The organism is Paraburkholderia sp. J7, from assembly GCF_905220155.1.
Lineage (GTDB): Bacteria > Pseudomonadota > Gammaproteobacteria > Burkholderiales > Burkholderiaceae > Paraburkholderia.
In genome coordinates this window covers 40,270-51,913 of record NZ_CAJMYZ010000027.1, presented here as the reverse complement: position 1 = coordinate 51,913, position 11,644 = coordinate 40,270, and the positions used below count along the sequence as shown (strand labels likewise).

At 62.5% G+C, this 11,644-nt stretch carries 9 protein-coding genes and 2 tRNA genes; 2 read left to right on the top strand and 9 right to left on the bottom strand.

All coding sequences use genetic code 11. The features are described from left to right. Positions 1–2: 2 nt before the first annotated feature. A complete protein-coding gene (locus U5A58_RS33830; RefSeq protein ID WP_415765957.1) occupies positions 3–743 on the bottom strand; it encodes an ABC transporter ATP-binding protein in 741 nt (246 codons plus the stop codon). Positions 744–899: 156 nt separating this feature from the next. Between U5A58_RS33830 and U5A58_RS33825 the strand changes: the two genes are divergently transcribed. Both U5A58_RS33825 and U5A58_RS33820 read left to right on the top strand, forming a co-directional pair. Beyond that, on the top strand, positions 900–1,535 hold the full coding sequence (locus U5A58_RS33825) for an arylesterase (protein WP_321914865.1): 636 nt from the start codon (positions 900–902) through the stop codon (positions 1,533–1,535). A 203-nt stretch (positions 1,536–1,738) separates the two neighbouring features. Further along, entirely contained in the window at positions 1,739–2,086 is a 348-nt protein-coding gene (locus tag U5A58_RS33820) for a hypothetical protein (RefSeq protein WP_321914864.1), read from the top strand. 95 nt (positions 2,087–2,181) lie between these two features. On the opposite strand, the gene U5A58_RS33815 is transcribed toward U5A58_RS33820, so the two are convergent. The 8 genes from U5A58_RS33815 to tig all read right to left on the bottom strand — a co-directional run bounded on the left by U5A58_RS33815 (position 2,182) and on the right by tig (position 11,396). After that, on the bottom strand, positions 2,182–4,128 hold the full coding sequence (locus U5A58_RS33815) for a SurA N-terminal domain-containing protein (RefSeq protein ID WP_321964684.1): 1,947 nt from the start codon (positions 4,126–4,128) through the stop codon (positions 2,182–2,184). Positions 4,129–4,231: 103 nt separating this feature from the next. Next, positions 4,232–4,308, bottom strand: a tRNA-Asp gene (locus U5A58_RS33810). 59 nt (positions 4,309–4,367) lie between these two features. Continuing rightward, positions 4,368–4,443 (bottom strand) — tRNA-Val (locus U5A58_RS33805). A 73-nt stretch (positions 4,444–4,516) separates the two neighbouring features. Continuing rightward, positions 4,517–4,789, bottom strand: a complete 273-nt coding sequence (locus U5A58_RS33800) for an HU family DNA-binding protein (protein ID WP_027796408.1) — start codon at positions 4,787–4,789, stop codon at positions 4,517–4,519. A 310-nt stretch (positions 4,790–5,099) separates the two neighbouring features. Continuing rightward, on the bottom strand, positions 5,100–7,526 hold the full coding sequence (lon, locus tag U5A58_RS33795) for an endopeptidase La (RefSeq protein ID WP_321964683.1): 2,427 nt from the start codon (positions 7,524–7,526) through the stop codon (positions 5,100–5,102). Positions 7,527–7,716: 190 nt separating this feature from the next. Next, positions 7,717–8,988, bottom strand: a complete 1,272-nt coding sequence (clpX, locus tag U5A58_RS33790; protein ID WP_028216418.1) for an ATP-dependent Clp protease ATP-binding subunit ClpX — start codon at positions 8,986–8,988, stop codon at positions 7,717–7,719. Positions 8,989–9,235: 247 nt separating this feature from the next. Beyond that, positions 9,236–9,889 (bottom strand): ATP-dependent Clp endopeptidase proteolytic subunit ClpP, encoded by a 654-nt coding sequence (clpP, locus tag U5A58_RS33785; RefSeq protein ID WP_028206978.1) that lies wholly within the window; start codon positions 9,887–9,889, stop codon positions 9,236–9,238. Positions 9,890–10,049: 160 nt separating this feature from the next. Beyond that, the gene (gene tig, locus U5A58_RS33780; RefSeq protein WP_321964682.1) at positions 10,050–11,396 is read right to left on the bottom strand and encodes a trigger factor; all 1,347 of its coding nucleotides are present in this window, start codon (positions 11,394–11,396) and stop codon (positions 10,050–10,052) included. Between the last annotated feature and the right edge of the window lie 248 nt (positions 11,397–11,644).

The window sequence follows — 11,644 nt, the reverse complement described above, 5'->3', positions numbered from 1 at the left end:
CACTAGCGCCCGGCTTCGACGTTGCTTGCGCTGCGCGAAGCGGCCGCGCCATGCGGCGTGTTGGCCACGCGGCGGCCCGCTTCGATCGTGATGATCGCATCGCAACGCTGCGCAAGATCGACATCGTGAGTGACGAGCACGAGCGTCGCTCCGTTGGCGCGATTGAGCTCGAACATCAGGTCGATGACGGCGTGGCCCGTGGCGGCGTCGAGGCTGCCGGTGGGCTCGTCGGCAAACAGCACGGCCGGGCGCGTCACGAATGCGCGGGCGAGCGCCACGCGCTGCTGCTCGCCGCCCGAGAGCAGCTTCGGATAGTGGCCCGTGCGCTCGGCAAGACCCACGCGCTCGAGCAACGTACGCGCGCGGGCGAAAGCATCACGCGTCGACATGCCGCCCTGCAGTTCGAGCGGCAGCGCGACATTTTCCAAAGCGGTGAGATGCGGCATCAGCTGGAACGACTGGAATACGAAGCCCACCGAGCCGTTGCGCAGCGCCGCGCGCTGATCTTCGGCCATGCCGGTAAGCTCATGACCGAGCAGGCGCACGGAACCCGCGCTCGCACTGTCGAGGCCGGCCAGCAGGCCGAGCAGCGTCGACTTGCCGGAACCGGACGCGCCGACGATCGCAACGCTCCCGCCCGCCTGCACGGTGAGGTCGATGCCGTCGAGGATCGTCAGCTCGCCGGTGGCGTCGGTCACCCGCTTGCACAAACCCCGTACTTCGATGACTGGATCGCTATTCATTCGCACATGATGACGCACAGGTTAGCCGTGAACCAGAAGCGCGCCGCGCGGCGCGCCACCCTCTCCCGCACCGGGTCCCGCTTCAGCGCGTTTGTCTCCGCATTTGCCTCGCTCACCAGCTTAACCGCCGCTGCGGTGCTTGGCACATCGTTTGGCATGACCGGCGCCGCGCTCGCGGCTACGCCCGCGCCCACTGCCAACGCGGCGACGAGCCCCGCCGCCATGGCAAAACCCAATATCGTCGTGCTCGGCGACAGCCTTTCCGCCGAATACGGCCTGCCCCGCGATACAGGCTGGGTGGCCCTGCTGCGCCAGCACCTGGCCAGTGAGCGCATTGATTATAACGTTGCGAATGCGAGCATCAGCGGGGACACGACAAGCGGCGGACTCACCCGCCTGCCGCTCGTCATGCAGCGCATCAAGCCCTCGATCGTGGTCGTCGAACTGGGCGCGAACGACGCGCTGCGCGGCGTGCCGCTCACGACAACCGAGAGCAATCTGCGCGCCATCGTCGCGCAGATCCGCAAGGGCGGCGCGAAGCCCGTGCTGATCGGCATGTACGTGCCGCCCAACTATGGGCCCGACTACACGCGCGATTTCCACGCGATCTACGAACGGCTTGCGAAGGAACTGAACGTGCCGCTCGTGCCCTTTCTCCTCGCCGGCCTCGCCGACAAGCCCGAACTCTTCCAGGCCGATCAGATCCATCCCACCCAGCAGGCACAGCCATTGCTGCTCGACAACGTGTGGCCAACGCTCAAGCCGTTGCTAGGCGACAGCGCACGGCGCTGAGGCGGCAACAGGACAATCTGCGGGCGTCCTCACCGGGCGCACGGCCGCAAGGCCCCGCCTCTGGCGCGTTCAGGCCGCTCTCGCCTTGGGCGGCGTGGCGGCGGGTAAGCGCGTCTCGCCATTGGCCACCGTTTGCGTCAGACACGCGAGCCCGACAAGCTGCGTCGTCTGAATCCGACCGACCCTGACTGGAGGGAAGAAGCGTGAAATATTTACCTCTCATTGTCGTTACGGCAGCGCTTGCTGCCTGCGCCAATCAGCCGATGCCGAGCGGAGCGCAGTCCGTCGGCACCAGCCAGCAACCGCCCACGGCGGTTGCGCAATGCATCGCCCAAAAATGGGCCGACAAGTCGCAACAGCAAGTCGTCTCGCAGTCCGTGCTCGCCAACAACCAGGCTGTCGACGTCTACGTCCCTGGCCAGCAGCCGCCCAACGGCGCAGCCGCAACGGTGCGCCCGGCGTGGAGTGCCAGCGCGAAGACGTGGGTTGGCTTCCGCTCCGGCGGCAGTGGGGGCGCAGACGCCACCGGCGACATCAACGCCTGCCTCTGATTTCGCGCTCGCCAAAACGCAAAAGCCCCGCGATGCATCGCGGGGCTTTTTTTGCTGCGGCGTTCTCCGCTAACGGGCGGATACGCGGGTCGCGCTTACTGACCGCTGTCGCCGTCGCCTGACTGGCTGGCCGAGCCGAGCGAGCCGTAGAGCTTGACCTTCGAGCGGTCGCGCAGTGCGTCGAGATACGACTGCACCTGCGACTGCCCACCCACCTGGGCAAGCTGTTGCTGCGCGGCGGCCAGACGCTGGCCGTCAGCGGCCGGACCGTTCGTCACGCTGTTCACGCGGTAGATCGCATAGCCGTCTTTGCCGAGGTCCACGCCCACGTAGGCGGGCAGCTTCTGCGAATCGACCTTGAAGACCGCCGAGAGCGCGCCAGGCGGCAGACCCTGAGCGTCGTTACGCGACACCTTGAGCGCCGACGAGAAGCCATCGGTCGACTTCGACTTCTGGAATTCTGCGAGCTTGGCCTCACCGTCCTTGCGCGCCATGTCGGCGGCAAGTTGTGCGACAACCTTCTGGCGCACGGCATCCTTGACCGCGGCGAATGCAGGCACGGCGGCCGGCTGGTAGTTCGTCACGTGCGCGGAAATCAGCGTGTTGTTGCCGACGTCGATTGCCTGGGTGTTGTTGTGCTGATTCACCGAGTCGCTCGCGAATACGGCGTCGAGGAACTTCTGATTGTTCAGCGGGCTATCCGGCGGCAGCGTTGCATTGGGCTTCGGCGTGACCGTGGCCGTCTGGATCGTCAGCTTGTACTTGTCCGCGGCCGGCTGCAGGCTCTTGGCCTGCTCGTAGACCACCGACGTGAAGCCGTCGCTCGCTTCGGCGAGCAACTTCGCGGCCTGCTGGGCCTTCACGTCGTTCGCGATCTGCGCCTTCACGTCGTCGAACGGCTTCGTGACCGCCGGCTTCAGGTCGGTGACCTTGACGATGTGATAGCCGAAGTCCGACTGGATCACGCCGCTGATCTCGTCTTTCTTGAGCTTGAAGACCGCGTCGTCGAACGCCTGGCCGCCCGCGATCATGCCGGGGCCGAAGTAACCGAGATCGCCACCCTTCGAGGCCGAACCCGGGTCCTGCGATTCCTTCTGCGCGACCTGTGCGAACTGATCCGGATGCGCCTTGACTTCGGCGAGGATCGATTCGGCCTTTTGCTTCGCGGCGTTGCGCACGTCGGCGCTCGCGTTCTTCGGCACCGTGATCAGGATATGGCTCGCGCGCACTTCTTCCTGCGTACGGTAGTGCGCGATGTTGTCGTCGTAGTACTTCTTGAGATCGGCGTCGCTCGGCTGCACGCCGGCGGCCACCGTAGCCGCCGAGAGCACGAGATACTGGATCTGCGCCGTGGCCGGCGTGGCAAAAGTATTCTTGTTCGCGTCGTAGTACGCCTGCAGTTGTGCATCGGTCGGCTGGACCTTGGGCGCGTAGTCGCTCGCGTGGAACGCCAGGCCCTGCACTTCGCGCTGCTGCTCCGAGAGGCCGGTGAGCTGCTGCGCGAGCGCCTTCGGCGTGAACGCGCTGCTGATGATCGATGCCGGCAATTGCTGCATGGCCAGGCTATAGCGCACGCGCTCGTCGTACTGCTCGGGCGTCATGCCCTGCATGGCGAGCAGTTGCTTGTATTGGTCGAGATTGATCGAGCCGTCGGGATTCTTAAGCGACGAGATCACCGGGTCGGCGAGCAGCGCGCGGCGCACGGCGTCGTCCGAGGCGGTGAGGTGCAGGCGCTGCGTTTCGTCCACGAGCACGCGCTGCTGGATCAGCCCGTCGAGAATGTCCTTTCGATGCTGGGGCGTGTCGAACAGGCTGGCATCGAATTGCGCACCGAGGACCTGGCGGGCCTGGTCGAGTTGCTGGCGCGCAGCGTTGTCGTATTCGACACGCGTGATCTTGTGGCCGTTGACGCTTGCGACGTTCGCGCTTTCATCGAAGAAGCCGCGGAAACCTTGAATACCGACGAAGCCCAGCCCTGGCAGAATGACCAGGAGCAGCATGAACATCATCAGGCGTTTGTGATTGCGGAAAAAGTCGAGCATGCGTGACCAGACGTTGAGGGCGCCAAAAAATGGAACGCCCGATATTACAACAGCGGCCAACAAAAAAGGCGAACCGGAGTTCGCCTTCTTGTCGAGATATCCTTGGCGGAGCGGACGGGACTCGAACCCGCGACCCCCGGCGTGACAGGCCGGTATTCTAACCAACTGAACTACCGCTCCATGCGGTTTGCGCGCTTTTGTGTTTCCACTCGCGGCGCAAGGTACCGGAACTGAAGCTGTGGTGGGTGCTGAGAGGCTCGAACTCCCGACCTACGCCTTGTAAGGGCGCCGCTCTACCAACTGAGCTAAGCACCCAGCTTCATGCTTTCCTGCGCTGCTTCCGGCACTGCGACTTCTGCTGCGCTACCCTTATCAGGTAGCGAGCCCGCTAGTTTAGCGCATCCTTCAGCGCTTTGCCAGGCCTAAATTTGGGCACCTTCGCCGCCTTGATCTTGATCGCGTCGCCAGTGCGCGGATTGCGGCCCGTGCGCGCCGTGCGTTTGCCGACGGCAAACGTGCCGAAGCCGACGAGCGTGACCGAGCCGCCCTTCTTGAGCGTGCCTTTGACGCCGCCGATCACGGCGTCGAGTGCGCGTCCCGCAGCCGCTTTCGAAATGTCGGCTTGTTGCGCGATATGGTCGATCAGTTCCGTTTTATTCATTCCAGCCCCCGAGAATGTGTTTGGGCAATCGTAAGAAAGAAGGTCAACTTATTGGATAGACGTCCCCGGCGTAGCGCGGGGACCGCTCATTTAACGGGGCCGAAAGGCCCGTGTCAAGCGGGGTTCAGCCTGATTTGGCGGGCGATTCGAGGGAATATTCGAGGGATTATTCGAACAAGTGGGAAATCGCGGAAAAGACCGCTGGTTGTCACCGCAACGTCATGGATTGTGACGTGCAAAAAAAAGCCCGCGGACCATGCCGCGGGCTTTTCGGGGTGGATTACGCTGCGCTTGAGCGCTTACAGAAGGCTTAGTGCTTGACGACTTCCGTCGCGCCGGCATCCTTCGATTCGGCCACGGGCGCCTTGGCGTCCTCGGCCTTCACTTCTTCTTCCGGCAGCGGCTGCGGCACGCGTTCGAGTGCGAGTTCGAGCACCTTGTCGATCCAGCGAACCGGCACGATCTCGATCGAGTTCTTCACGTTGTCCGGAATCTCGGTGAGATCCTTGACGTTCTCTTCCGGAATCAGCACGAGCTTGATGCCGCCGCGATGCGCTGCAAGCAGCTTTTCCTTCAGCCCGCCGATCGGCAGCACTTCGCCGCGCAGCGTGATTTCACCCGTCATCGCGACATCGGCGCGCACCGGAATGCCCGTGAGCACGGACACCAGCGCCGTCGTCATCGCACCGCCTGCGGACGGACCGTCCTTCGGCGTCGCGCCTTCCGGCACGTGGATGTGGATGTCCTGCTTCTCGAACGCTTCGTCCTTGATGCCAAGGCGACGCGAACGCGAACGCACCACCGAGCGTGCCGCTTCGACCGATTCCTTCATGACGTCGCCGAGCGAACCCGTGCGGATCACATTGCCCTTGCCGGGCATAACCGCCGCTTCGATCGTCAGCAGATCGCCGCCAACTTCCGTCCAGGCGAGGCCCGTGACCTGACCGATCTGGTTTTCCTTCGCGGCCAGACCGAAGTCGTACTTGCGCACGCCAAGGAAAGTGTCGAGGTTCGCGCTGTCCACCGTGACGGCCTTGTCGGCCTTCTTCAGCAGCAGCATCTTCACGACCTTGCGGCAGATCTTCGACACTTCGCGCTCGAGCGAACGCACGCCCGCTTCACGCGTGTAGTAGCGAATGATGTCGCGGATCGCGTCTTCGGTCACGTCGATTTCGCCCGGCTTCAGCCCGTTGTTCTTCTTCTGCTTGGGCAGGAGATAACGCTGGGCGATGCTGACCTTCTCGTCTTCCGTGTAACCCGAGAGGCGGATGACTTCCATCCGGTCGAGCAGCGGCGGCGGGATGTTCAGCGAGTTCGACGTGGCGACGAACATCACATCGGAGAGATCGAAATCGACTTCGATGTAGTGGTCGGCGAACGTGTGGTTCTGTTCCGGATCGAGCACTTCGAGCAGCGCCGACGACGGATCGCCGCGGAAATCCATGCCCATCTTGTCGACTTCGTCGAGCAGGAAGAGCGGATTGCGCACGCCGACCTTGGTCAGGCTCTGCAGGATCTTGCCCGGCATCGAACCGATGTACGTACGACGGTGGCCGCGGATCTCGGCTTCATCACGCACGCCGCCCAGCGCCATGCGCACGAACTTGCGATTCGTTGCGCGCGCAATCGACTGGCCGAGCGAGGTCTTGCCGACGCCCGGAGGGCCGACGAGGCACAGGATCGGCGCCTTGACCTTTTCCACGCGCTGTTGCACCGCGAGATACTCGAGAATGCGTTCCTTCACTTTCTCGAGACCGAAGTGGTCTTCATCGAGCACGGCTTCGGCGTTCGAGAGGTCGTTGTTGACCTTGCTCTTCTTGCGCCACGGCAGGCCGATCAGCGTGTCGATGTAGTTGCGCACGACGGTGGCTTCCGCCGACATCGGCGACATCAGCTTGAGCTTCTTGAGCTCGGCGTCGGCCTTCTTCTTGGCTTCCTTCGGCATGCGCGCGGCCGTGATGCGCTTCTCGAGTTCTTCGAGATCCGCACCCTCTTCGCCTTCGCCCAGTTCCTTCTGGATCGCCTTGACCTGCTCGTTCAGGTAGTACTCGCGCTGGCTCTTTTCCATCTGGCGCTTCACGCGGCCGCGAATACGCTTCTCCACCTGGAGAATGTCGATTTCGGCTTCGAGTTGCGCGAGCAGATGCTCCAGACGCTCCACGACCGGGAACATCTCGAGGATGTGCTGCTTCTGGTCGAGCTTGAGCGGCAGATGCGCGGCGATGGTGTCAGCAAGACGACCGGCTTCGTCGATGCCCGACAGCGAGGTCAGGATCTCCGGCGGGATCTTCTTGTTGAGCTTCACGTACTGGTCGAACTGCGAGACGATCGCGCGGCGCAGCGCTTCGGTTTCTGCGCTGTCGGCGTGGTCCGGCTCGAGCGGCATCACTTCGCACGAGAATTGCGTTTCCTGCTCTTCGATGGAAAGCGTCTTCGCGCGCTGCAGGCCTTCCACGAGCACCTTCACGGTGCCGTCGGGCAGCTTGAGCATTTGCAGGATGTTGGCGACACACCCTACTTCATACATATCTTTTTCGGTCGGCTCATCCTTCGCGGCAGTCTTCTGGGCGACGAGCATGATGTGCTTGCCACCTTCCATTGCCGCTTCGAGGGCCTTGATCGATTTCGGTCGGCCCACGAAAAGGGGAATCACCATATGCGGGAAGACTACGACATCTCGCAGCGGCAGCAGCGGGAGCGTGGTGCGTTCCGGCGGGAGGAGTTGGGTTCCTGACATTTCATTTCCCCATGAGTGGAATCAATTGTTCGGTAATTGAGGCCTGAGATACCGATTGCAAGCCTCGCGCGTGTGGGAAAAGTTCAGTGACTCCAAAATAGTGCGCCATCGACCACAAGATAAACGAAAAAGCCGTTCATCCCATTGTATGAACGGCCTTTTTCCGGAACTCTTTAGCCGATCACCACCATCAGTTCGACCCAGCAACCTTCGGAGCGTCTTCGTAGATCAAGAGCGGTTTGCCGTCGCCGTCGATCACGTTGTCGTCGATGATGACCTTGCTCACGCCCTTCATGGCCGGCAGCTCGTACATCACGTCGAGCAATGCCTGTTCCAGGATCGAGCGCAGGCCACGCGCACCGGTCTTGCGGCGGATCGCCTTGCGGGCGACAGCCTGCAATGCGGCCGGACGAATTTCCAGCTCCACGCGCTCCATGTTGAAGAGCTTGTGATACTGCTTGACGAGCGCATTCTTCGGCTCGACCAGAATCTTCATGAGCGCGGCTTCGTCGAGCTTGCCGAGCGTCGCGACCACCGGCAGACGGCCGATCAGTTCGGGAATCAGGCCGAACTTGATCAGGTCTTCCGGTTCCGTTTCGCGCAGCACTTCGCCCGTGTCGCGCTCCTGCTTGCTCTTCACGCTCGCGCCGAAACCAATGCCGGTCTTTTCCGTGCGGTCGGTGATGACCTTTTCCAGGCCGTCGAACGCGCCGCCGCAAATGAACAGGATATTGGTCGTGTCGACCTGGATGAAATCCTGGTTCGGATGCTTGCGGCCGCCCTGCGGCGGCACCGAAGCCATCGTACCCTCGACGAGCTTGAGCAGCGCCTGCTGCACGCCCTCGCCCGACACGTCGCGTGTGATCGACGGGTTGTCCGACTTGCGGCTGATCTTGTCGATTTCGTCGATATAGACGATGCCGCGCTGGGCCTTGTCGACCTCGTAATTGCAGTTCTGCAGCAGCTTCTGAATGATGTTCTCGACGTCTTCGCCCACGTAACCGGCTTCGGTCAGCGTGGTGGCGTCGGCGATCACGAACGGCACGTTCAAAAGGCGCGCGAGCGTCTGCGCGAGCAGCGTCTTGCCCGAGCCCGTGGGCCCGATCAAGAGGATGTTGCTCTTGGAGAGTTCGACGTCGTCCTTCTTGTCGAGGTGCTTCAGACGCTTGTAGTGGTTGTACACCGCCACTGCGAGGATCTTCTTCGCGCGTTCCTGCCCGATCACGTACTGGTCGAGGATGTCGCGGATCTCCTGCGGGCTCGGCAGGTCCGAGCGCGACAGCGCCGCGTCGACGCCCGCACCGGCGGCTTCGTCGCGAATGATCTCGTTGCACAGGTCGATACATTCATCGCAGATGAAGACCGACGGACCAGCGATGAGCTTTTTCACCTCATGCTGGCTCTTGCCGCAAAACGAGCAATACAACAGCTTCTCGCTGTTAGAACCTTTCTTGTCCGCCATGGATAAATGAGCCTCCGGACACTCTGTTACATGATACGCCGTTTCCCCCGGCGAGGCCGGAGGGTGCGTGAACCGCTTGCTGTGACGGCGTTGGGGGCCGCAGGCCGCGAAGCGCGTTTGCCGATTATTCCACAAGGTCTGCGCGGCGTCGGCTATCCCCTTTTGTACGGGGGCCGAGCGGATCCTTCAGGACTGCGCTTGCGCGTCGCCCTTCGCAGGGTCGGACGCGCAAAACCGCTCACGCAGCTTAAGGACGCTTGTGCAGAACCTGGTCGACGAGACCGTATGCCTGAGCGTCGTCACCCGACATGAAATTGTCGCGATCCGTGTCGCGCGCAATGCGCTCGACCGGCTGACCCGTATGGTGCGCGAGCAACTGGTTCAGGCGCTCCTTCAGGTACAGGATTTCGCGAGCCTGGATTTCGATGTCCGAAGCCTGGCCGCGCGCGCCGCCGAGCGGCTGGTGAATCATCACGCGCGAATTCGGCAGCGCGAAACGCTTGCCCTTGGCGCCCGACGCCAGCAGGAACGCGCCCATGCTGGCCGCGAGGCCCATGCAAAGGGTCGAAACGTCCGGCTTGATGAACTGCATCGTGTCGTAAATCGCCATGCCGGCCGAGACCGAACCGCCCGGGCTGTTGATGTACAGGCTGATGTCCTTGTCCGGGTTTTCGCTTTCGAGGAACAACAGCTGGGCGACCACGAGGTTCGCCGTCTGGTCGTTCACTTCGCCGACCAGGAACACCACGCGCTCCTTGAGCAGGCGCGAGTAGATGTCGTAGGAACGTTCGCCGCGGCCGCTCGTTTCGACGACGATCGGCACGAGGCCGAGCGCCTGCGGGTCGAAGTCTCGCGACGAGTGGGAGGTCAACGTATCCAGCGATTGAGCGCGAATGGTCATGCGGTGCATCCTTGTCTGGAAAAGTTCTTCTGATATACCGGTATGGCGACGGACCCTGGTTAAATCAACCACACGGGCAGCATGGCTAAAACCTGCGGATACAAAAACGGCGTGCTGGCCGTCGGTCGCTCCGACAGCCGGCACGCCGTAGCGGGCAGATTTAAGCCTGCGCCGTCGCGCTTGCCAGTTCTTCGAAGCTAACTTGCTTGTCCGTCACCTTGGCCTTGCCGAGCACGAAGTCCACGACGTTCGATTCGACGACGTAGGCTTCCATTTCGGCCAGACGCTGCTGGTTGGAATAATACCAGCGCACGACCTCCTTCGGGTCCTCATAGCTTTTCGCGAATTCGTCGACTTCAGCACGGATCTGCTCCGGCTTCGCCTCGAGGCTGTTGGCCTTCACGAGTTCGGCGAGCACGAGACCGAGCTTCACGCGGCGCTCGGCTTGTTCCTTGAACATTTCGGCCGGGATCGGTGCGTCCTTGGCGTTGGGCACGCCACGCTGCGCGAGGTCGGCGCGCGCCATTTCGACGAGGCGTTCCTGATCCTGCTCGACAAGTGCGTTCGGCACGTCGAGTTCAGAGATCTTCAGGAGCGCGTCCATCACCTGGTTCTTGACGATCGACTGCGTGCGGCGCTTCGCTTCACGCTCGAGGTTGTCCTTGATTTCGGCGCGCATCTTCACGAGGTCGCCGTCGGCGATGCCGAGCGACTTGGCGAATTCGCCGTCGATTTCCGGCAGGTGCGGCCACTCGATCTGCTGCATCGTGATCGTGAACTTCGCCGTCTTGCCGGCGACGTCCTTGCCGTGATAGTCCTCGGGGAACGCGAGGTCGAATTCGCGTGACTCACCCTTCTTCAGGCCGATCGCGGCCTTTTCGAATTCCGGCAGCATGCGGCCTTCGCCCAGCACGAAGGCGAAGCCTTCAGCCGTGCCGCCCTGGAACGCGACGTCGTCGATCTTGCCGACGAAGTCGACCGTCACGCGGTCGCCTTCCTTCGCTTCGGTGTCGGCGCCGCCGTCACCGTGCTCGCCGGCTTCGCCGCGAGCGTGGAAGTGCACGCGCTGCTTGCGCAGGATGTCGAGCGTGCGGTCGATTTCGGCTTCGGTGATGGTCGTGGTCGTGCGCTCGATTTCGGCCGTTGCGACGTCGCCGAGCTTCACTTCCGGGTAGACCTCGAAGGTCGCGTCGAATGCGTAGTCGCCTTCAGCGGCTTCCGACTTCGGCGCGAAGCTCGGCTGGCCGGCAACGCGCAGGTTTTCGGCGCGGCTGATGTCGAAAAATTCCTTGCCGACCTTGTCGCTCAGGACTTCAGCTTCGACCTGGCCCGAATACTGCTGGGTGACCATCTTGAGCGGCACCTTGCCCGGGCGGAAACCCGGCATGCGCACGTTCTTTGCGAGTTTACGGATGCGCGAATCGATTTCTTTCTGCACGGCGTCCTTCGGCAGGGAAATCGTCACGCGGCGTTCGAGCTTGCCGAGGTTTTCAACAACGTTAGCCATGGCTTCAATCGTCCTAAAATTGTTCGAGCGAATCAGTAATCTGTGGTCTTTGCGTGCCGCAGTCCGCTGGGGCCCCGCCGGGGTCCAGCAACCCGCTTTGGAGCTGAACGCAGGCGCCTCGTGCGCCGCTCAACAGCGCCGAAACGGGCGGCTTGCGGTGCGGTTCCGTCAAAAGAGCCAAGTATTTTAGCAAACTATTTCCCGGTACCAGTGGAATTGCCGTTTGCGTGTGTTATGTGCCTGTTTTT

Coding starts and splice junctions, on each gene's coding strand:
- clpX (WP_028216418.1), bottom strand. CDS start 8,988: ATGGCGGACAAGAAAGGTTCTAACAGCGAGAAGCTGTTGTATTGCTCG.
- U5A58_RS33815 (WP_321964684.1), bottom strand. CDS start 4,128: ATGCTCGACTTTTTCCGCAATCACAAACGCCTGATGATGTTCATGCTG.
- U5A58_RS33825 (WP_321914865.1), top strand. CDS start 900: ATGACCGGCGCCGCGCTCGCGGCTACGCCCGCGCCCACTGCCAACGCG.
- tig (WP_321964682.1), bottom strand. CDS start 11,396: ATGGCTAACGTTGTTGAAAACCTCGGCAAGCTCGAACGCCGCGTGACG.
- clpP (WP_028206978.1), bottom strand. CDS start 9,889: ATGACCATTCGCGCTCAATCGCTGGATACGTTGACCTCCCACTCGTCG.
- U5A58_RS33800 (WP_027796408.1), bottom strand. CDS start 4,789: ATGAATAAAACGGAACTGATCGACCATATCGCGCAACAAGCCGACATT.
- lon (WP_321964683.1), bottom strand. CDS start 7,526: ATGTCAGGAACCCAACTCCTCCCGCCGGAACGCACCACGCTCCCGCTG.
- U5A58_RS33830 (WP_415765957.1), bottom strand. CDS start 743: ATGAATAGCGATCCAGTCATCGAAGTACGGGGTTTGTGCAAGCGGGTG.